Raw genomic sequence first — 20,057 nt, forward strand, 5'->3', positions numbered from 1 at the left:
CCTATTTACTCATAGATATTTCCGCAGCTGCATGAGTCCTTGACGCATCCAGGTTTTGATCGTGCCTTCGGGCTTATTCAGTACCTTGGCAATTTCGGTGGTTGTCATATCCTGGTAATATTTGAGCATCACGGCATGCCGGTATTTCGGCTTTAGCCGGCTCATGGCGCGCTCCAGATCGAGACGATCGCTGCTCTTCATCTCCTGGGTCTCCTCCTCCGGCCTTTCCGTCAGCACAACGCGTTTTTTACGCCTTAGCTCATCCATGCAGCAGTTGATGGTAATACGGAGTAGCCAAGGTGTGAAGGCCTGCTCGTTCTTAAGCTGTTTGCGCTTCATCCAGGCCCGGCATGAGGCTTCTTGCACCGCTTCCAGGGCATCTGCTTCTGAGCGCAGATAGCTGTAAGCGAGCGCATACAGTTTACGGTGCTCACTTGCTAGCCGCTCATAGAACACCTCTTCATCCATCAGCGACAGATCTGCTGTATTGGTTTTGTTCATTGTCTTCCCCCCCATTCACCATCCCCTCTTCCTTATTGTGTTGGTCTATGGAAGAAGTCGTCCTCGAAATATGTTTTTATAAGTAAGACGGAGCTGACCGGAAAAACGATTGATTTTTATTAAAACACATAGAAGATAGGCCAACCAGTAGTTTCTGGCTGACCTAATAATACATAGACAACATAATTGTCCTACCATTAATATCCAAATCCATGATATTGTTTAATGTAAGCGCTACGATTGTAGCGGAGAACGGGAGGCGGCCGATATGAAAGGTTCTCGAGGCTTCAGGCTGTATCTGTTTCTGATCATACTGTGTATAATGCTGGGAGGTTGTTCACGGAACTCAGGCGAAGCGTCTGAAGAGGCGGCAGACAAGGTTGAGATGGCACCCTTGCAAAGCCCTGGCGTTCAGAATCTGGTTTTTCAAAGTGAGGCCCTGGACCGGGAGATGCGGCTTAGTGTCTATCTTCCCGCAGGGTACAAGGCTTCTCAGCGTTATCCGGTACTCTATTTCATCCATGGCTATGGCAGCAAAGAAACAGATATGTGGGGCGGGCTGGAGCTTCAGCAGAATGCTGACCGACTGATTGAGAACGGTCAAATCGAGCCGCTCATAATCGTTGCTCCCCAGATGGACAACAGCTATGGACTGAATGCTATAGCTAATCCGGGTGATCCCACAGCGCTGGGTGGTGAACGGTATGAGGATTATTTGGTCGAGGATGTTGTGAAGTATACAGATACGCATTTCAATACTCTGGCTGAGCGCGGTTCCCGCTATATTGGCGGCATATCGATGGGTGGTTTTATCAGCTTGCATTCGGCGTTTTTGCATAGTGATATCTATAGTAAGGTTGGCGGGCATAGCCCGGCGCTGTTCCTGGATGACTGGTCTCTTGCCGGAGGCGAGAACGGCCTGGTCCAGCTTCTCTATCCGACGGAAGCGCTGCGGCAGGAGCGTGATCCGCTTCTTTTGGCGCAGAACAGGGACTTATCGAAGTTGAGTATCTACCTGGACTGCGGGGCGGAGGACAGCTACCGGTTCTATGAAGGCACAGAGCAGCTGTATACCCTGCTTAAAGGAAAGGGCGTGCCGGTGGAATATCACCTCAGAGCAGGCCAGCATGACGGGGACTATTGGAAGAGCCATATGGACGAATATTTGAAGTTCTATGCCGGGAGGACGAAGGGATCATGACGCTAACGAATTACAATTTGAATTTTGAAAAGCTGTGTGCTACATATAAGTTGGGCTTACTGAGTGGGGTGCCGGAGCAAATCTCCGGCGGTTTCCTCCACCGGATGTATCGTGTGACCACGAATCAGGCAGAGTATGCAGTGAAGGCGCTCAACCCGCAGCTCATGCGGAAGGAAGCTGTGATGAACAACATGATAGCAGCCGAGAAGGTAGCCGTGCAGGCCCGCAGGCAGGGAGTGAGCGCACTTCCTGCACTTCTCTATGAGGGAAGCTGTATACATGAAGCGGACGGGCAATATTATCTGCTGTTCCCTTGGATAGAAGGCCGTTCCGTCTCTGCGGCTGAAGCGGGGCTGGAGCACTGCATTCTGATCGGACAAGCTCTGGCTGACATCCATGCGGCGGATTTCACCCCCCTCCATAACGAGCTCCAAAGGGACAGCACAGTGGAGGAATTGCGGACAGATTGGCTGGGGTATGCCTTGCAGGGTGAAGCAATGGGCCTCTCGTGGGCTGTACCCCTTAAGGCTAATCTGGACAAGCTAAGCTGTTATGGCAAGCAGGTCAACGCCGCTATGACGGTCCTTGGCGGGAACAGAGTCATCAGCCACCGGGATCTGGACCCGAAGAATGTACTGTGGAGCTCTGAAGGTCAGCCCGTGATCATTGACTGGGAGGCCGCAGGCTGGGTTAACCCGGCGCAGGAGCTGATGGAAGTAGCGCTCTATTGGTCAGACTTTGAGAGTGGTCACATCCGTATGGCAGATTTCTGTGCAGTGATTCATGCTTACCGTCATCAAGGGGGAGAGATTACTGATCCCTGGCCAGAAGTGCTGAGCAGCGGCTTCCACGGTAAAATAGGCTGGCTGGAGTATAGCATTCGGCGGTCTCTGGGACTGGAAGGGCCGGATATTTCCGAGCGGGAGCTTGGAACGAGCCAGGTACTGCCTACCCTGCAAGCGCTGAATGACTATGCCGGTTTCATTCCGGTATGCCTGCAATGGCTTGAAGATCTATGAACCAACCCAAGGGAGATGAAGCGTAAGTGGACAAGAATAAAGTTACCTATGAATCGGTTGACCAGTATATTGCGGACTTTGCGCCGGAGGTCCAGGAGCTTCTGCAGACCTTGCGTAAGGTCATTTCGGAAGCTGCACCGGAGGCAGTGGAGAAGATCAGCTACCAGATGCCGACCTGGTTCCTGCATAAGAATCTGGTGCATTTTGCCGCCTTCAAGAATCATATTGGGTTCTATCCTGCACCCCGGGGAATTGAAGCCTTCAAGGAGGAGCTGGCGCGGTACAAAGGAGCCAAGGGTTCGGTACAGTTCCCCATCAAGGAGCCGCTCCCCTATGATCTCATTGCCAGAATCGTCAAATTCAGAGTAGAGGAGAATCAGCAGCAGGCCGCAGAGAAGGGGAAGAAGAAATAAGAGAGCGTGCTCATATCGATCCAACTTAAAATTAGGGGCTGTCCCGAAGCCATGAAGTGGCTACTTGGGACAGCCCCTAATAGTTGACGCTGTGCTTGATGGTGAATGTAACTTAATTGTATTCGGTGTATGAATCCTCGCCCCTACAGCGCCTTATCGTCTATGCTGTTCAGCCAGCCCTCAATCTCACCAATGATAGAGCCGATACAGCCATCCTCGAACGGGGAGGTTAAACCGGCAAGCTTCACCAGCTCCGTGAAGGAGCGGCTGCCTCCAGCCTGGCAGAGCTTCAGATAATCCGGCCAGGCCGAGGTGAAGTCCTCATTCGAGCGTTTCCAGAACTGGAAGGCGCAGAGCTGGGCCAGGGTATAGTCGATATAGTAGAACGGGGAGCGGAAAATATGGGCCTGCTTATGCCAGAAGCCGCCTTGCTCCAGATAAGCATTGCCGTCATAATCACGGTGGGGCAGATATTTTCGCTCAATGTCCCGCCAAGCCTGTTTGCGTTCCTGCGGTGTAGCTTCGGGATGCTCGTACACAAAATGCTGGAATTCATCCACAGATACGCCGTAAGGAATGAACTCCAGACTGTCCGCCAGGTGGTTGAAACGGTACTTGTCCGCCTCCTCCTTGAAGAACAGGTCCATCCATGGCCAAGCGAAGAACTCCATACTCATCGAATGAATCTCAGCGGCTTCGGAGGTCGGGAACGTATATTCAGGAACCTCCATATTCCGGCTGGAATACGCTTGGAACGCATGCCCGACCTCATGGGTCAGCACATCGATATCCCCGGAGGTACCATTGAAGTTGGAGAAAATAAACGGAGCACGGTAGTCGCTGAAGAAGGTGCAGTAGCCGCCGAATTCCTTGCCTTTTTTGCTGACCAGATCTATCAGCCCGTTCTCCTGCATGAAGCTGAAGAATTCACCGGTCTGCGGGGACATCTCCTGGTACATCTTCGCACCATTCGCCACGATCCAGTCCGGGTCGCCCTTAGGGGTAGCGTTGCCGGAATTGAACTTAATACCCTCATCGTAAAATTTCAGTCCGTCCAGCTGAAGGCGTTCGCGCTGGCGCTGCTTCAGCTTCCCCGCAACCGGCACGATATGCTCATGCACCTGCTTGCGGAAGCCCGCCACCATCTCAGCATTATAATCGGTACGTCCCATCCGGTCATACCCGAGCTCCACGAAGCTCTTGTATCCCAGCTTGGCAGCGATTCCTGCCCGGACCTTCACCAGCTCGTCATAGATCCGGTCGAATTCGGGTTCATGCTCTGCCATGAAGGCATTACGGGCCTCGAATACGCCTTTGCGAACTTCACGGTCCGTGGAAGAATCGAACGGAATCAGCTGTGCCAGCGTGCGTTCTTCGCCCTGGAACATGATTTTGGCGGACGCGATCAATTGGGAGTATTCGGAGGACAGCTTATTCTCCAGTTGCAGATCTTCAATTACTTCAGGACTGAAGGTGCGTAGTGAGATCTCGGCCAAGCTTAAGAGCTGTGTTCCCCATACCTGCTCGAACTCGGCTCTGTACTTGGAATTGACAAGGGCTCTGTAGTAATCCGTGATGTATTCCTGGATCACCGGTCCGGTCTCGTCCATATAATCCTGCTCTGCCTTGTAGAATGCATCCTCCGTATCGATGGAGTGGCGGACACTCACGAGGGTCTCCATCGTATCGAAGCGGCTGCGCAGCTTATTGATTGCTGCCACGGCAGCCTTTTGCTCCTCCAGATTGCCTGTCTCCAGGTCCTTTAGCAAAGTGGTGAACTCCTGCTTGAATTGTTCCACATCCGGGCGTTCGTATACATATTCTGAGAATTTCATTTGCTGTATCGCATCCTTTCTTTACCATATAGTTTCTATTATATAATCGGCGCCCGCAAAAAACTAATGTTCTTCCGGTAATATTTGATTATAGCTAAACGCTATACTTCTGGCACAGTGCACATCCGTTGTTGAACCAATATGGATATTATTCTAGAATAGAGTTAATCTGCACCAATTCCAGAATCCCGGGAGGTGATGGCCATGTTTCGGATGAGTCAGTATGTGAACGGCACGCTCCATGCAAAGCCTGTGAAATAACTAAGGCGAAAGCTTGGCATGGAGCGGATTTATTCGCCTGAAGTATGTTTTAAGTAATACAGTTATTTACACAGGCTTTGCCCTTAAAAGATTAATAAATTTTAAGGAGCGAGCCAGATATGCAATGTGTAAATGCAGCAAAGCTGTTGCCAGACCACCTGCTGAAGGAGATTCAGCAATATATTCAAGGGGAAGCCCTGTATATCCCAACCTGCAAGAGTAAACGCAGAAAATGGGGCGAAAGCTCAGGGGCAGCCGATTACTATAAAGTCCGCAATGCTGAGATCCGTAGCCGCTTCCAAAAAGGTGCAGAGTTGGACCAATTGTGTGAGCAATACGGCTTATCTATCGATAGCATCCGTAAAATTGTATATTCCAAGAACCCGCAGAGCTGATCTGCGGGTTTTTGCTGCTTATATAACACGGCGTCGTCGGCTGAAGCCTGCAATTAGGCGGACCAGTTAGAGAGCCAACCAAGGAATTGAACCAACCAAACCTGCAGCTTGAACCCGCCAGAGTGCAGCTTGCGCAAAGGCCATTGTATAAGTCTTTTGACAAAAATATACTGTAGTTGTAGGGAGAGAATGCAGGAGGCGGTGGCGGTGAAAATCACGATTGAGCAGGTTCCGGAGGGCGGTGAGCCTGAAATTATTCTGAGGTGCAATGACCCGGATGAAGACTTGCTGGCGCTGATCCACTCGGTGAACGCAGGCCCCAGGAAGCTGATTGGTATGACCGGGCTACAGATGCACATCATCCATCCGTGTGATGTCTATTACTTCGAGGCGGTGGACCATAAGGTGTTCATCTACTGCCAGGAGAAGGTGTATGAGTCGAGGCTGAAGCTGTATGAGCTGGAGACGGAGTATGAGTCTGGTGATTTTTTCAGGGCCTCCAAATCCAGCATCCTGAATGTGGCCAAGATCGAGTCGCTCCGCCCGGTGCTCTACGGAAGATACGAGGCGCTGCTGCACAACGGTGAGAAAGTCCACATCTCCAGACAATATGTCCCGGTGCTCAAACGGAAGTTAGGGTTATAGCTGTGCTGTCAAGACTTGAATAGGAGGGAAACTCATGATTACAACCAGAAAGTATGTATCTTTGTTCGTGAAGGATCTGCTGGTGGCTTGCGGGGGGCTGATGGTGCTTGCGGCGGTTGTGCTGGCTCTGAATGCTACGGAGATGATCCGGGGCTCGCTGCTGGTGCAGCTGTTCCTGGGGGCGGCTGCTTTTACCTGCTTCCGGTATGCGCTGGTGAATACGTATGAGGTAGATCCCAAAGTGCAGACGATCAGCTTCTATCTCTGCTTCATCCTTGCGGATGTGCTGGTAATTCTCTGGCTGTGGCAGTTTGCGGACGGCCCGCTAATGGATAAGGGAGTGCTGGTACCGTTCGTCATTGTCATTCTGGTGGTCAAAACTATGGTGTACGCAATGATGCACATCGACGGGAAACGGGAAGCCAAGCAGCTTAATCAGAAGCTGAATGAGTATAAGCAGAGCGGAGATCAAGGAGACAAAGAGCTTTAGGAAGCTCTTGTGATAGGGAACATGAAAGCCATCTTGGAGGGGAAGCGGCCCGGGTGGCTTTTTTGGCGCTGAGAAAGCTTGGGAATTTCTGTTACCTTATGCAGTCTGAAACGTAATAAGCCAAATGCTATACATAATATTCCATGGAGATGATCTAATGTTGCTTCACAAGGTATCCCTGACAGAAATGATGAGCCGGATGGATGAACCCGGATATTCACCCGGAACTGTACTTAACCAGTACTTGGAGCGTTACAGACAGCTTGAGCCGCATATCCATGCGTTTGTCCCTGAGGATGAGGTTGAAGTGCGGCTGGATTCGGAACAAGCTCTGCTGCAAAGTATGTACAGCGGAGATGAGCGTAACCCGGCCTTATTCGGCATTCCTGTAGCCATTAAGGACCTGCTCCATGTGGACGGCCTGCCGACCCGGGCGGGATCACAGCTATCCGCTGAGCTGTTAGCCGGTGCTCAGGGGTCTCTGGTCACTAAGCTGCGTGCTCTCGGGGCCGTGATTGCAGGCAAGACGGTGACTGAGGAATTTGCCTACAACGGCCCCATTGCTACGCGTAATCCGCATAACACCGCGCATACTCCCGGCGGGTCCAGTGCAGGCTCCGCCGCAGCGGTGGCTGCGGGGCTCTGTCCGCTGGCAGTGGGCACACAGACGCTGCGTTCGGTGATCGCCCCGGCGTCCTTTTGCGGAGTGGTCGGGTTCAAGCCCAGCTATGGCCGGGTTCCGCTGGATGGTGTGCTGCTGTTCTCGCCGTCTTTTGACACGGTAGGGTTCTTCACGCAAGATTTGCCTGATATGGAGGCTGCGGCAGCCTTGCTTGTCCCTGACTGGGAAGCTCCTGCTGCCCCAATCTCCCGTAAGCCGGTTCTGGGTATCCCTAAGGGGGTCTATATGGAGCTGATGAGTGCGGAAGTCAAAGGGGTGTTCCAGGCTCAGATTACAGGGCTTGAACAGCTTGGATATGAAGTCCGTTATGTCCAAATGCCGTGGGAAGATGAACTCATCTACGGCAATGCCATGCTGCGCTTCATTGAGGGTGAGCTGGCACGGGAGCATGAAGATAGATTCGCGGAGCATAGAGTAGAATACGGTGTCCCCGTGCAGGAAGCGATCCTTAGAGGACAGCAGATTCCGGAGGAGGAGCTGGAGCAGTACCGCACCCGGCAACGGGAGCTGCGGCGCGACTTGATGGAGCTTATGGACCAAGAGGGAATCGACCTGTGGGTTTCTCCGGCCCAAGGGGGGACTGCACCGAAGATCGAGGAGCGGAATACGGGCTGGGCAGGGATGCCTGCGGTCTGGGGCTTCGCGGGAGTGCCCACGGTCACTCTGCCTGCGGCAACGCTTGAAGGGATGCCGCTCGGCTTCCAGTGTATAGGGAGATATGGAGAAGACGAGATACTGTTAGCCTGGGCGCGCCAGCTATGGCCGCAGCTGTCTGAGGAGTAACCGCTCCCCGAAGAATAAGGAGCGGTTACTGTACCGGTTATTTTGTTTTGGGGAGCTAAAGTCTCACTTTGTGGGGTTTCTTGGGAGAGCAGCGCCGTTTCAGGAATCGTACGTCGATCTCCCCGCTTCCGCCGGTATTAGGCTTCAGGCGGAGAGGGAAGGCGTTACGCTTCAGCAAGAGCTTCACCTGGCGCGGCGTAAGACAAGGCGCAAGCTGGAGCAGCTGTGCGGCGGCACCGGACACGATGGGCGTGGAGATGCTGGTGCCGGACAGCTTGAAATACCGCTTTCCGACCTTATTGCGCGGCAATTCACGGACCAGCTGGGAGCCGGGGGCGCGCAGCGAGATCACTGAATCGCCGGGGGCGACCAGATCCGGCTTCACTCTGCCGCCGGGGGCGGGCCCGCGGCTGGAATAGACAGCGATCCGGTCATCCTTCTGCGTCAGCGTCCGGCGGTCATTGACAGCACCGACGGTGATCGCGGAGGGGCTGATCCCTGGGGACTCAATGGTCCGGCGCCTAGGGCCGGCATTGCCGGCGGCGATGACTACGGTGAGGCCGGCTTTGACGGCTTTTTCAACGGCCTGAACGAGAAGGTCATCCTTGATATGCGGAGCCACCGGTCCGCCGAAGGACATGGAGAGGATGCGCAGCCTCAGCTTTTTGCGGTGGGTAATGCAGTATTCAATGGCCTTGATAATGGTGGAGTCATAGCCGTCCCCATACTTATCGAGCACCTTGATTCCGACAATTCCCGCTTCCGGTGCGGGTCCCCGGTACTTGCCCCGGCTGGACCAGCCGTTACCGGCGGCATCCCCGGTGATATGCGTGCCGTGTCCGTTGTCATCGTACGGGCATTTCCGGTGATTGATATAATCCTTGAACGCCAGAATGCGGTTCACCGGCCGGGTCAGGTCGGGATGCGGATAGACTCCGGTATCGAGCACAGCGATGTTGATGCCTTTGCCGGTAAGCCCTCTTGAACGTCTAACTGCTGTAGCGCCTATGGATGGAGTTGCAATGTTGAGCGTAGCTTTCTTAATGCCGTCCAGATAGACTTTATGGACTCCGTTCCAGCGGCATACATACTCCAGACATTTCAGGGATACCTGTGAAGCCACGGCCTGATGAAGCCGCAGATGATGCTTGACCGGGAGGACATGCCGTCCCAGATGCTTCCTTAGTTCGCGGAGCCGCGCCGGAGTAAGCGGTTGTCTGAACTGTATGATCACCGGTATAGCTGCTTTTGTAGCAACAGTGGAATAAGCTCTGCGGATCTTATGCTTCAGGGGCCGATTGAGCTTGGCGGCGTGACGCCTGGCCCATGATGGTTTACTCTTCATAATGTAATCACCTCTATGAAGCAGTGTATGCGTCCAGCTGCCTCGTGGGTACGAAACCAGGAATGAGTACAGCGATACATTTATGCAAATAACAGGCAATAACGCGTTTCGGCTGATGCTTCTCTTGCATTTACTACTGTATTCCAATAGAAAGTGGTGAAGCAAATGAAAGAATCAGAGAAGAAGGCATTGCTGGCAAAACGTCAACTGATGGCTAAAAAAGCAAGAGCAGCGGCGGTAGTAAGACCCAAGAGACGGCGGATCAGACAGGTGCTTAATAATTTCATCGTGCTTGCCGTGAACAATAACAATGTCCCATATGAAACGCAGGACTGGAAGGCTACACTGACCCGGAGCTCCGGCACTGTGATCACGGCTCAATTCGATGAATTCGGCGTCGCCCAGTTCAATACGATCAGTACGCTGACAACGGTCAGCTACACGCTCCGGATTATCGATGCGGATAATGTGCAGCGCACACAGAAGTTCGTCCCGTCGAACCGCGAGTTTTTTGTAGCACGCTTCTAACTAACAACAGCGCGCCCGGATTCATTGAGGGCGCGCTGCTTTATGGTCATGTCTGAAATAATAGATGCTATAGAGAATCACCGGAATGATCAGGAAGTTGGTTAGCTGGATATAGAGCAGGAAATCGAGCAGTTTGCTGACGCAGCTTATCATTGAGAGCACGGAGCTTGAGCTGATGGGGACGGCTCTTTTTTGCTGATACGAGTAAGATAATATTCCATTTGTCAAGCGTTAAGGGGAGCTGACGTTGAAATGTTGGCTTAATGTACAATCCCGTCCGCCGAATTCAGTTCTTATGACAATAAACCTTCCATCAACATTCAAAAGCGGGGGCATACCCTATATAATATCGCTATAGATGTAGATCAGGGATTGTGGAACTGAATGCAAAGTGAGCAGCAGCTATGAGCTGAAGATGCCCCGGAAAGGTCTGAGGAATGATGAGCCTGGAAGCCTTGAATGAACGCGTGAATACGGATCTCTCGTACCTCGCCTATGGCGGCGCGGACTGGGTTCGCCCTGTGGAGCATGCCGAAGGCCATGTATATGATGTCGTCATTGTGGGCGGGGGACAGAGCGGGCTTGGTGCGGCTTTTGGCTTGCTGCGCGAACGGATCTCGAATCTGCTGATTATCGATGAGAATCGTGACGGGCTAGAGGGGCCTTGGGAGACCTATGCCCGGATGGTGACGCTGCGTACGCCCAAAGCTCTGACCTCGATTGATCTCGGCATCCCGTCGCTGACCTTCCGTTCCTGGTGGGAGGCTCAGTATGGGGCGGAGGCCTGGAGTGAGGTGGACAAAATCCCGCGCGGGCAGTGGATGGAGTATCTGCGCTGGTACCGGCAGATTCTGAAGCTGCCGGTACGTAACGAGGTGCGGCTAATGCTGGTCGAGCCTGGTGACGATGGAATCTACCGTCTGCAGGTTACAGGAGCGGGTGCGAAGGACGGAGCACTGCTGGCCCGTAAGGTGGTGCTGGCTACCGGCATTCAAGGCGGAGGGCAGTGGCATGTTCCGCCGATGATTGCAGATCATCTGCCGGAGCGCCTGTATGCCCATACCTCCCGGCAGATTGACTTCGCTGCCCTTCGCGGCAAGCGGGTGGGGATTCTCGGCGGCGGGGCGTCCGCCTTCGACAATGCGAATTACGCGCTTCAGGAGGGGGCGGCTGAGGCCCAGGTCTTCGTCCGCCGGGCGAAGCTTCCGGGGGTGAATCCGATCCGCCAGATGGAGGGATCGGGCATGATTGAGCGGTTCCATACCCTGGCGGATGCGGACAAATATGCGGTCATCTCGCATTTCTTCCAGTATAATCAGCCGCCGACGAGCGATACCTTCCGCCGCGCAGCGGCATGGCCTGGCTTCCAGCTGCACCTCGGCTCGCCATGGCTGAAGGTGGAGGCTTCAGGGAAGCAGGCGGTGGTGACTACGCCCGCCGGAGAGTTCAGCTTCGACTATCTGATCGTCAGCACGGGCCTGCTCAGCGATCCTGCCCTGCGGCCGGAGCTGCGGCAGGTGGAGACTCATATTGCCCGCTGGAGCGACCGGTACACAGCGCCTGTGGGATCGGCGAATCCGCTGCTGGATGCGCACCCGTATCTTAGCCCCGGCTTTGAACTTCAGAGCCGGGATGAAGCAGGCCGCAAGCTGCTGCATGGCTTATTCGTGTTCAACTATTCCGCTCTGGCCAGCTGCGGGTTATCGGCATCGGCCATCTCGGGACTGCGGAATGCGATTCCGAGACTGGTCAGCGGTGTGGCCGACCAGCTCTTCCAGGATGACCGGCAGCAGATCCTCCAGGCTTATTATGATTACGATGAGATTGAATTTACAGGCCAGTAAGACGGCCGGAAGAGGCTGTACCTGAGGCGGGCAATGACCTCTGGTGCAGCCTCTTGGCATGCAGAGCGAATAGATTGGCCTTGCCTGAGAGCTGACTGGCTGACGGGTCAGGCAGTAATCCTGGCGTACAGTGCGAAGAACAGCGCCAGCTCGCCCATGATCAGTACATTCGGTACATGGACTAGAAGATCAAGCACATAGAAGCAGGCCAGAATGAGGGTCAGTAGTGCCAGCGGCTTCATTCCCAGCTGGTGCTGCTTATGCCTGTAGACCTGAAAGACCAGTGCCGCGGAAGCGAAATAGAGCAGCACGGAGCCGAACAACAGGTTCAGCATCTGCCCATAATGAAGCTGATCCAGGAACAATAGCTGGATTGACGCAGCAAGCATACATAGCGACAGATAAATGAACAGATGCCCGTAGATAATCGTCTGTCCGGCAGTCTGGATATGCATATCAACCTTCTTCTCCAGGTTGTCATAATACTGCCACCATATGGCGATGATCAGCACAAAGGTGAGCGCAGCGAAACCGACAGATGGTCCGGTCCAGCTGCTGGACTGCAGCACGGCGAGGATACTGACCACGGATTCGCCGAGCAGGATCAACGCGAACAGGGAGAAGCGCTCCAGCAGATGATGGGTATTGGCGGGAGTCTTCACCAGAATCCGCCGGCCGGTCAGCGGGAGCATAATATCCAGCACAATCCCGGCGTACAGCACGGCATACCGGAGCCAGGAATCGAAGAACAGGGAGCAGGCCGAAATCGTAAGCCCAATCCAGAAGCGCGATCCCAAATAGCGGGCCGTGTTCCGCAGGTGCCCGCTTTCTCCGGAATGGACATAATGGTACTGGACGGCGGTCATGATGCGGAGTCCCAGGTAGCCGATCAGAAACGGCAGATAGTTGGCATCGAAATCCACAGACAGACTGGCCGTCATGATCAGCACGAAGAATAATTGAATGATCAGAAACACGCGGTGCGGGACGGTATCCTTCCCATAGCGGTTAACGAAGAGTGTCTGCCCGACCCAGGCCCACCAGATCGGAATAAAGATTAGTACGAATTTGCCGAGTGTCTCAAGGGACAGGGTCTCGTGTTCTACATGCAGCAGCACATGGCTGGCTTTGGAGACCGCAGCGACAAACAGCAGATCGTAGAAGAGCTCAAGCCAGGTAACCTTTTTGATGATCATTGCGTTAGTCCCCTTTGCCGATTGTATGCCCGGAGCCGTCCGGTTTACAAGTATAATAATGGCTCTCCACAGAAGAAGGCAAGAATATTTGTGACAACTGGAGAGGTTGCCCTGGCGGCAATTGACCTGACGGACACACTCATTGATAATAAAGAGGTTCATATTCTTGAGAGAATGGGAGTAGAAGCATGTCATATCGCAATATGGAAGAATGTATTATTGACCTGGAGAAGCACGGGCATTTAATTCGCATACATGAAGAGGTGGACCCGCATCTGGAGATGGCGGCGATACATATGAAGGTCTATGAGGCAGGCGGTCCTGCTCTGCTGTTCGAGAATGTCCGGGGCTCGAAGTACCGTGCAGTCTCGAATCTGTTCGGAACGATCGAGCGCAGCAAGTTCATCTTCCGCGACACATGGGAATCTTCGCAGGCGGTCATCGCTTTGCGCAGCAATCCCATGAAGGCGCTCAAACAGCCTTTAAGGTATATCGGTACAGGCCTTGCCGCCCGCAAAGCGCTGCCTATCAAGAAGGGCAGCGGCGTGCCTGCCGGGTTCGAGGAGATTCAAATCTCCGATCTTCCGCAGATTAAGCACTGGCAGGGCGACGGAGGGGCGTTCGTCACGCTTCCGCAGGTGTACTCCGAAGATCCCGATAAGCCGGGCATTATGAACTCCAATCTGGGGATGTACCGTATCCAGCTTAGCGGCAATGAATATGAGCTGAATAAGGAAGTGGGCGTCCATTACCAGATTCACCGCGGCATCGGCATTCATCAGGCCCACGCGAACAGACGCGGCGAGCCGCTTAAGGTTAGCTGCTTCATCGGCGGTCCCCCTGCGCATACGCTCTCGGCGGTGATGCCGCTGCCGGAGGACTTAAGTGAAATGACCTTTGCCGGGCTACTCTCGGGGCGTCATTTCCGCTACAGCTATGTAGACGGCTTCTGCGTCAGCAGCGATGCCGACTTCGTGATTACCGGAGAGATTCATCCCGGGGAGACGAAGCCGGAGGGGCCGTTCGGCGATCATCTGGGCTACTATAGCCTGACTCACCCGTTTCCGGTGATGAGAGTACACAAGGTTTACGCCAAAAAAGGGGCCATCTTCCCCTTCACGGTGGTCGGCCGTCCACCGCAGGAGGACACTGCCTTTGGAGAGCTCATCCATGAGCTGACCGGCGGGGCGATCCGCTCGGAGATTCCCGGCGTGAAGGAGGTACATGCGATAGATGCTGCGGGCGTGCACCCGCTGCTGTTCGCGATCGGCAGTGAACGGTATACCCCGTATCAGCAGCTTAAGCAGCCTGCAGAGCTGCTGACGATCAGCAACCGGATTCTCGGAACCGGCCAGCTCAGTCTGGCGAAATATCTGTTCATCACGGCAGAAGAGGACAAGCCGGTCAGCACGCATGATATCGCCGGGTTCCTGACTTACATCCTGGAGCGGATCAATCTGCGCCGCGATATTCACTTCCAGACGAACACAACGATCGATACGCTGGATTATTCCGGCACCGGGATCAACAGCGGAAGCAAGGTGGTCTTCGCAGCCGTAGGGGAAAAGAAGCGGAGCTTGTGTACGGAGGTGCCTGAGGTTCTTCAGCGGGTAGACCGGGGCTGGGGTCCGGCGGCCATGATTATGCCGGGCATCGTTGCCATGCAGGGGAAGCCGTTCCGGGATTACTCCTCGGCGGCAGAGGAAATCTCCGCTTTGAGTGCTGCCATTGCAGCGCAGGGGGCGCTTGATTCCTGCCCGATGATTATTCTGTGCGATGACAGCAGCTTCATGTCGGAATCGCTGAACAACTTCCTGTGGGCGACCTTCACGCGCAGCAATCCTTCCCATGACATCCATGGGGTGAACAGCACGGTAGAGCATAAGCACTGGGCCTGTGATAATGTGATTATCGACGCCCGGGTGAAGCCGCATCAGGCACCGCCGTTAATTCCTGACCCCGAGGTGCAGCGGAGGATTGAGCGGGTATTTAGTGAAGGAGCAAGCTTGGGTGGACTGCGGCGGCCGTAGGGAGTGAAGCAGCACTACTATAACTGCTGAAACCGCTGAAACCGCTGAAAAGAGGGGTTGTATGGCTGAGCTATTCGGGGTGCTTTTCGAAGTTATGCTGGATCTCCTGCTCTACCGAAAGGACCGTAAACGGAGAAGAGAACGAAGAAGACAGAGAAGAATAGAGCGGAGAATGAAAAAGCAGGGGCGTTTGTAGACGCCCTGTCTTTCATTTGGTGGTTGTTAAAGGTTAGGCGTATAAACGTCATTGTTTGTTGTGATGACGTTTATACGTTTTTTATCGTGGCCGAAAAAATGTATGCGAAAAACCGAGCTCATTCGAATGTAAAGTGTAGCGGCTCAGTTCTGGCTGCCTGGCCATGTGTAGGTCTTGATGATGTCTGGGCTGCCGTCTATTCTATGAAGGTTGAAGGTGAAGACATTGTCTGTGCGTCCGGTGAAGTAGATATAGTGCCCCGGGAACATGGAGTCGGGCTGCTCTACCTCGCGCTGGCGCTCCGCACTGAGCAGTTGCTTGTATAACACAGTCTGCTTACCGGTAGTACGATCAACAAGGGTCAGGAATGCGGTGTCTGTAGGGCGGACCAGCAGAACATCCGGGTAGACGGCTTCGACATTATAATAGACATCTTTGGCTACAGTGGCACCCAGCAGTTTCGGTATATCTACCGTCTCGCTGACTGCTCCGGTTCCATCCTCAATGAGCCTTAGCGTGCGGCCATCATTGAGTACCAGCTTATCGCCGGCCCAGACCGGGGCTGTGCCGAAGGAGGTGTGGATATTCGTATGTCCCTGGCGGATCACACTGTTATTCTTCACTAGATAAGTGTAATACTCTACATGCACATGAGGCTCGCCATACGAATTCACGACCTGAAGCAGCGTCAGACCGGCGGGTGTACGCTCGAAAGTAAAGTCTACTACATCCAGTTCTATGCCGAGTACAGCAAGCTTATGCTTAGTGTCCTGCTTCGTAGTCAGATACAGCTCCCCGCTGTCCAGAGACAGGGAGTACACTCCGCCGTCGAACACTTCTGAATAACCGCGGTATATATGCAGACCGTTGGCCCGTATCGTATTCATGGCGGCATCCCATCTTACGGGTCCGGCTTCAAGGGCCGCTACTACAAATTTGACAGGCACATACAGCTGCTTATCCGCCATATAAGGTGTGCCTCCAAGGGAGACCTTCTTCCCGTCCAGTACGCCGGTGGATTGACCAAGCTTCACACTGAAGCTTTTGTTCCACCCGCTGAAGGCAGCAGTTTTGTCCAAATATAAGAATGTATAGGTTGCACACGATAACTTATCCTTCTATTTCTCGCTGAAACGATACCGTCCTTTAAAAGGACGGCAAAGCCGTTACTACTTGGCATGATTGCACTTGCCCTCAAGTCCCATGATTGTGACCAGGTTAGCCGGCATATAAGAGACCCCGTTTTTGATCTGTGCGGTGCCTCCGGCCATGCCTGATAACCCGCTTCCGTTACTGTAGGTTAATTGGAGCTGCACGCCCGGGGCAGGCTTGGCCGAAGCCGGCCAGAGCCAGTGCGAGTGCGGCGAGGACTAACATCCTCCGGTTGATCTTCATGTTTCTCATCCTTTCTTCGGGTGTGGCCACTGCTGGATCAGCCGTCCCCCGTCCCGTGACCCATAGGCTGAACCACGGATTGTACAGTAGCTTCTGTTACAGATTCATAACCCCCCAGGGGGTGAATTGCTATAACTGCCAAGCTACACGAAACTAGAAGCATAATCATTTTTCTTATCATTGGATTCTTGCACCTCTCCAATCAGAAGTCTGTATTGTTCTGTCTGTTCCTCAGTGGCTTGATGCCGGAATTGTTCAAACAGATTCACACATTTAATGATTATGCTATCACTCTTTATTTTAGCAGAGGATTCCAGACTTTGGAGCAGGAAGCCCATTCCTTCCAGGCGGTGATTGCGTAAATAATAGTTGGCTAATTCCGCGAGAAAGGTAGAGTACTGGTCAGCCAGGATCTGCTGGTTGTGAAGCTCCCCGAAGTCCTTCAGGTTGGTCCGGTAAGGGATATAGGAAGGGAACTGTTCAAGCACCTCATCGACATTCCAGGAGAAACGGTTGGCTGAGATCATAATATGGTACAGGGCTACAAAGATCTCACTGGCATGCGGAGCAATATAGGCCACATATTCAGGCAACACTTCATAGTCGCCGGACATCATCCGGTAGAGAAGGGTATTGGCCGTGCCCCACTCCTGGAATTGGTCCAGAATGTGCCGGGTTTCTTCCCCTTTTTCGCGTATCCAGCTCCTATCCATATATAGAGCTACGTATTTCAGCGCCGATTCATAGTCCCGGAATTCTTCGCACACACTTGCCCGCATCAGATGCGAATACAGCGCATAGAAGAAAACCGGCTTCTCAGGACATTTATCCTGGCGGTCCCTGCGCTGCGACCGGTGCAGATGGTGGTAGCTGAGCATGGCAAGACGGTGCATCTCCTGGGCCAGCGCGTCCACCTTGTCCCACTTGTGCAGCGAGTAATAGACATGCATCAGATGCTTCAGCCCGTCGAGCTGATCCGGCACCTCAAGCCGTTCAAGATAACATTCGAATAAAAGAGCAGCCTGGAGGTTGAGTGTCTGGCTGTCTCCGAGGGTGATGCGGAACAAACGGTACTGGCAGAGGGCCAGCCGCTCCGAATGCTGATACTTCTCGCTTGTGCTGATATTCTTGTAGAGCACGGCCGCCGCCTGCCAGTGATGCTCCTGGAACAGGTCCTCGGCCACTTCAAAAAGCATCGGAGCGTAGGTTAGGTTGTCCAGCAGATTTTTGGCTACAAGCTCAATACAGTCCAGCCGCCCCAGCTCCGCCGAATTCAGGATGAAGGGGCGCAGCCGCCGCCAGGTTGGTGCCGAATATAAGAAGCACTCATCGACATACATGCTATAGAAATGATCCTCGGGCAGTTCCATGCCCCGGGTAATCAATTTCAGATGATTCATGGCAATCGGCTGCTGGCCGCTAAGGATACGGCTTATGGTGCCGGAATTAATGCCGGACTGAATGGAGAACTGGTTGATGGACAACTGCTGGGAATAGAGATAAGCCTCAAGATGACTGCGAATCGTTGTGAGGGGCTTCAAAGGATCACCGCCTGACTGAATTCCATTTTTTGGATTATTGTATATGTGTATAATATAAGTCATTATTCCAATGGTCAATAGAGTGATGGGGAGAAACCGTGAACAATGGAAAAAAGCATTCCCGTGGTCCCGGGAACGCTTAGTCTTCATAGGCGGGCAGACAGCGGATCAGGCGGTGTAAATCCCAGCGTCATTCTTGATCCTGCGGCGCTCGATGACTTCTTCATAATCCTTAATCAGTCTGTCGAAAATCTGCTCCCAGGAGCGCTTGAGGGCTTGGCGCCGCCCTTCGCGGCCCATTGCGCTGCGCAGCAGGTGCCCGGCGGCGGAAGTGCAGATCCGCTCTGCCATGGCTGCCGGGCTGCGGGGCTTGAACAGCATGCCGGTGACACCGGGTGCCACCAGCTCCCGGGTTCCGCCAGCATCTGCGGCGATGACGGGAAGCCCCGACGCCATGGCTTCAAGCACGACGTTGCCGAAGGTCTCCGTGCAGGAGGGGAAGACGAACAGATCCGCAGAGGCGTACAGCTCTGCCAGCTCTTCGCCGTGTCTGGCACCGGTGAAGGTGACATTGTCCGGTGCCTGCGATTTCAGCTCGGGCAGCAGCGGCCCATCGCCGACAATCACCAGCTGAACCGCTGCACGCACAGACTCCGGCAGGAGCGGCATGGCCTGAAGGAGGGTGGTGAGATCTTTTTCCGGGGCAATCCGTCCGACATAGAGCATCATCAGTGCTGCTCCTTTGCTGTAACGCTCCCGCACTTCTTCGCTTCGTCTCTCCGGCGAGTAGAGGGTGCAGTCCACACCTCTGGACCACAGGCGCAGCCGGGTGAATCCCTCCATACGCAAGCTGGTTAGGGTCTCGCGAGAAGGGGCCAGGACGGCATCGCAGGAACGGTGATACCACTTCATGTATTTCCAGTAGAGCGGGAGGATTCTTCTCATTTTGTAATATTCGAGGTAACGGTCGAAGTGGGTGTGATAGGAGGCGACATGGGGGAGCTGCTGCTTGCGGGCATACCGGAGACCGGTTAAGCCGATATTGAACGGGGTGGCGAGATGGAGCAGGTCGGGGGCGAAGGCAGTCAGTTCACTCTGGATGGAGGACATGCCGGGCAGGGCCAGCCTGCACTCGGGATAGAGGAAAAAAGGGATGCTGGCAACGGGTCTGACAGGATCGGGGTAGCTGCTCTCCGGGGCTGATTTTGGCGTGAACAGCAGATGATCGATTCCCCGGCGGTGCAGGTGGCCGGTCAGCCGGCCGAGTGTACGGGCAACGCCATTCGTCTGCGGAAGAAAGGTGTCCGTGAATAAAGCCAGACGCATCGGTATCCCTCCCAGTAATCTTGTTGCCTTGATCTTAACAACTAACTATTACTTGTAGATCAACCGCAGGTTAAACATCTCGCATGAAGGGGGAATTTGCAGGTAGGGCCAGAGGGGACCCGGGAGGACAAAGTAGGACCAGAGAAGACCAGTGAGGACTAGGGCAATAAGGTTAAGGGAGGAGCGGAACGGGTATACATGAGGTATCAGGAATGAAGGAGGTATAAGGAGATGAGCAAAGATCTGCCGCCAGAGGTTCCGCCGAAGGTTGTCCCGGGTGTGAAGCCGGATATCCTCCCGGAGCCGGTTGTGATCCCGCCGGAGATTGTGCCGGAGAAGCATCCCGAAATCGTACCGCCGGAGCAGCCCGAGATTATTCCTCCAGCCCCGCCGGAGATTCTTCCGAATGCTGATCCGCTGTAAGCTGTAAA

Annotated in this window: 20 protein-coding genes; 11 read left to right on the forward strand and 9 right to left on the reverse strand. The window is 53.9% G+C overall.

Annotated features, from left to right (window positions below; genetic code table 11):
* Nucleotides 1-9: 9 nt before the first annotated feature.
* Nucleotides 10-501, reverse strand: a complete 492-nt coding sequence (locus tag NYE24_RS31370) for a sigma-70 family RNA polymerase sigma factor (protein ID WP_051493639.1) — start codon at nt 499-501, stop codon at nt 10-12.
* A 268-nt stretch (nt 502-769) separates the two neighbouring features.
* On the opposite strand from NYE24_RS31370, the gene NYE24_RS31375 reads away from it, so the two are divergent.
* Genes NYE24_RS31375 through NYE24_RS31385 form a run of 3 tightly spaced genes read left to right on the forward strand, consistent with a single transcriptional unit; the run spans nt 770 to nt 3,134 of the window.
* Nucleotides 770-1,702, forward strand: coding sequence for an alpha/beta hydrolase-fold protein (locus tag NYE24_RS31375; protein WP_342477503.1), 933 nt, complete (start codon nt 770-772; stop codon nt 1,700-1,702).
* 50 nt (nt 1,703-1,752) lie between these two features.
* A complete protein-coding gene (locus NYE24_RS31380) occupies nt 1,753-2,721 on the forward strand; it encodes an aminoglycoside phosphotransferase family protein (RefSeq protein ID WP_342477504.1) in 969 nt (322 codons plus the stop codon).
* Nucleotides 2,722-2,747: 26 nt separating this feature from the next.
* Nucleotides 2,748-3,134 carry a DUF1801 domain-containing protein gene (locus tag NYE24_RS31385; RefSeq protein WP_342477505.1) on the forward strand — a complete coding sequence of 129 codons (387 nt, stop codon included), beginning with the start codon at nt 2,748-2,750 and terminating at the stop codon, nt 3,132-3,134.
* A 143-nt stretch (nt 3,135-3,277) separates the two neighbouring features.
* Here the strand turns inward: NYE24_RS31385 and NYE24_RS31390 are convergent, their stop codons facing one another.
* The gene (locus tag NYE24_RS31390; RefSeq protein ID WP_342477506.1) at nt 3,278-4,969 is read right to left on the reverse strand and encodes a M3 family oligoendopeptidase; all 1,692 of its coding nucleotides are present in this window, start codon (nt 4,967-4,969) and stop codon (nt 3,278-3,280) included.
* Between the two features lie 380 nt (nt 4,970-5,349).
* Between NYE24_RS31390 and NYE24_RS31395 the strand changes: the two genes are divergently transcribed.
* The 4 genes from NYE24_RS31395 (at nt 5,350) to NYE24_RS31410 (ending at nt 8,225) form a co-directional block, all read left to right on the forward strand.
* Nucleotides 5,350-5,625, forward strand: coding sequence for a CD3324 family protein (locus tag NYE24_RS31395; protein WP_036695930.1), 276 nt, complete (start codon nt 5,350-5,352; stop codon nt 5,623-5,625).
* Nucleotides 5,626-5,832: 207 nt separating this feature from the next.
* Nucleotides 5,833-6,270 (forward strand): LytTR family DNA-binding domain-containing protein, encoded by a 438-nt coding sequence (locus NYE24_RS31400; RefSeq protein ID WP_342477507.1) that lies wholly within the window; start codon nt 5,833-5,835, stop codon nt 6,268-6,270.
* A 34-nt stretch (nt 6,271-6,304) separates the two neighbouring features.
* Complete coding sequence (locus NYE24_RS31405; RefSeq protein WP_036695932.1) at nt 6,305-6,760, forward strand: DUF3021 family protein; 456 nt, start codon at nt 6,305-6,307, stop codon at nt 6,758-6,760.
* Between the two features lie 157 nt (nt 6,761-6,917).
* Entirely contained in the window at nt 6,918-8,225 is a 1,308-nt protein-coding gene (locus NYE24_RS31410; protein ID WP_076154835.1) for an amidase, read from the forward strand.
* 55 nt (nt 8,226-8,280) lie between these two features.
* Here NYE24_RS31410 and NYE24_RS31415 read toward each other — a convergent pair whose 3' ends face one another.
* Entirely contained in the window at nt 8,281-9,570 is a 1,290-nt protein-coding gene (locus NYE24_RS31415; RefSeq protein ID WP_076154833.1) for a S8 family peptidase, read from the reverse strand.
* Nucleotides 9,571-9,735: 165 nt separating this feature from the next.
* On the opposite strand from NYE24_RS31415, the gene NYE24_RS31420 reads away from it, so the two are divergent.
* Nucleotides 9,736-10,098: a hypothetical protein gene (locus tag NYE24_RS31420; protein ID WP_051493645.1), complete on the forward strand. Its 363-nt coding sequence runs from the start codon at nt 9,736-9,738 to the stop codon at nt 10,096-10,098.
* A 21-nt stretch (nt 10,099-10,119) separates the two neighbouring features.
* On the opposite strand, the gene NYE24_RS31425 is transcribed toward NYE24_RS31420, so the two are convergent.
* Nucleotides 10,120-10,251 carry a hypothetical protein gene (locus tag NYE24_RS31425; protein ID WP_342477508.1) on the reverse strand — a complete coding sequence of 44 codons (132 nt, stop codon included), beginning with the start codon at nt 10,249-10,251 and terminating at the stop codon, nt 10,120-10,122.
* 287 nt (nt 10,252-10,538) lie between these two features.
* Here NYE24_RS31425 and NYE24_RS31430 point away from each other — a divergent pair, with 287 nt between their 5' ends.
* A complete protein-coding gene (locus NYE24_RS31430; RefSeq protein WP_342479330.1) occupies nt 10,539-11,942 on the forward strand; it encodes an NAD(P)/FAD-dependent oxidoreductase in 1,404 nt (467 codons plus the stop codon).
* Nucleotides 11,943-12,049: 107 nt separating this feature from the next.
* On the opposite strand, the gene NYE24_RS31435 is transcribed toward NYE24_RS31430, so the two are convergent.
* Nucleotides 12,050-13,138, reverse strand: coding sequence for a low temperature requirement protein A (locus tag NYE24_RS31435; RefSeq protein WP_342477509.1), 1,089 nt, complete (start codon nt 13,136-13,138; stop codon nt 12,050-12,052).
* Between the two features lie 188 nt (nt 13,139-13,326).
* Between NYE24_RS31435 and NYE24_RS31440 the strand changes: the two genes are divergently transcribed.
* Nucleotides 13,327-15,168: a UbiD family decarboxylase gene (locus NYE24_RS31440; RefSeq protein ID WP_076154829.1), complete on the forward strand. Its 1,842-nt coding sequence runs from the start codon at nt 13,327-13,329 to the stop codon at nt 15,166-15,168.
* A 339-nt stretch (nt 15,169-15,507) separates the two neighbouring features.
* Here the strand turns inward: NYE24_RS31440 and NYE24_RS31445 are convergent, their stop codons facing one another.
* From NYE24_RS31445 to NYE24_RS31460, 4 genes are all read right to left on the reverse strand, one after another.
* Entirely contained in the window at nt 15,508-16,443 is a 936-nt protein-coding gene (locus NYE24_RS31445) for a stalk domain-containing protein (protein WP_342477510.1), read from the reverse strand.
* 90 nt (nt 16,444-16,533) lie between these two features.
* Nucleotides 16,534-16,680 carry a hypothetical protein gene (locus NYE24_RS31450; RefSeq protein ID WP_342477511.1) on the reverse strand — a complete coding sequence of 49 codons (147 nt, stop codon included), beginning with the start codon at nt 16,678-16,680 and terminating at the stop codon, nt 16,534-16,536.
* A 222-nt stretch (nt 16,681-16,902) separates the two neighbouring features.
* Nucleotides 16,903-18,300 (reverse strand): transcriptional regulator, encoded by a 1,398-nt coding sequence (locus NYE24_RS31455; protein WP_342477512.1) that lies wholly within the window; start codon nt 18,298-18,300, stop codon nt 16,903-16,905.
* 168 nt (nt 18,301-18,468) lie between these two features.
* Entirely contained in the window at nt 18,469-19,626 is a 1,158-nt protein-coding gene (locus NYE24_RS31460; RefSeq protein ID WP_342477513.1) for a glycosyltransferase family 1 protein, read from the reverse strand.
* A gap of 231 nt (nt 19,627-19,857) precedes the next feature.
* Between NYE24_RS31460 and NYE24_RS31465 the strand changes: the two genes are divergently transcribed.
* A complete protein-coding gene (locus tag NYE24_RS31465) occupies nt 19,858-20,049 on the forward strand; it encodes a hypothetical protein (RefSeq protein ID WP_036702507.1) in 192 nt (63 codons plus the stop codon).
* The last annotated feature ends 8 nt before the right edge of the window (nt 20,050-20,057 follow it).

The organism is Paenibacillus sp. FSL H7-0350, assembly GCF_038593195.1.
In the GTDB taxonomy this organism is placed as follows: domain Bacteria; phylum Bacillota; class Bacilli; order Paenibacillales; family Paenibacillaceae; genus Paenibacillus_AQ.

Coding starts and splice junctions, on each gene's coding strand:
- NYE24_RS31370 (WP_051493639.1), bottom strand. CDS start 501: ATGAACAAAACCAATACAGCAGATCTGTCGCTGATGGATGAAGAGGTG.
- NYE24_RS31375 (WP_342477503.1), top strand. CDS start 770: ATGAAAGGTTCTCGAGGCTTCAGGCTGTATCTGTTTCTGATCATACTG.
- NYE24_RS31390 (WP_342477506.1), bottom strand. CDS start 4,969: ATGAAATTCTCAGAATATGTATACGAACGCCCGGATGTGGAACAATTC.
- NYE24_RS31395 (WP_036695930.1), top strand. CDS start 5,350: ATGCAATGTGTAAATGCAGCAAAGCTGTTGCCAGACCACCTGCTGAAG.
- NYE24_RS31405 (WP_036695932.1), top strand. CDS start 6,305: ATGATTACAACCAGAAAGTATGTATCTTTGTTCGTGAAGGATCTGCTG.
- NYE24_RS31410 (WP_076154835.1), top strand. CDS start 6,918: ATGTTGCTTCACAAGGTATCCCTGACAGAAATGATGAGCCGGATGGAT.
- NYE24_RS31415 (WP_076154833.1), bottom strand. CDS start 9,570: ATGAAGAGTAAACCATCATGGGCCAGGCGTCACGCCGCCAAGCTCAAT.
- NYE24_RS31420 (WP_051493645.1), top strand. CDS start 9,736: ATGAAAGAATCAGAGAAGAAGGCATTGCTGGCAAAACGTCAACTGATG.
- NYE24_RS31425 (WP_342477508.1), bottom strand. CDS start 10,251: ATGATAAGCTGCGTCAGCAAACTGCTCGATTTCCTGCTCTATATCCAG.
- NYE24_RS31430 (WP_342479330.1), top strand. CDS start 10,539: ATGAGCCTGGAAGCCTTGAATGAACGCGTGAATACGGATCTCTCGTAC.
- NYE24_RS31435 (WP_342477509.1), bottom strand. CDS start 13,138: ATGATCATCAAAAAGGTTACCTGGCTTGAGCTCTTCTACGATCTGCTG.
- NYE24_RS31440 (WP_076154829.1), top strand. CDS start 13,327: ATGTCATATCGCAATATGGAAGAATGTATTATTGACCTGGAGAAGCAC.
- NYE24_RS31460 (WP_342477513.1), bottom strand. CDS start 19,626: ATGCGTCTGGCTTTATTCACGGACACCTTTCTTCCGCAGACGAATGGC.
- NYE24_RS31465 (WP_036702507.1), top strand. CDS start 19,858: ATGAGCAAAGATCTGCCGCCAGAGGTTCCGCCGAAGGTTGTCCCGGGT.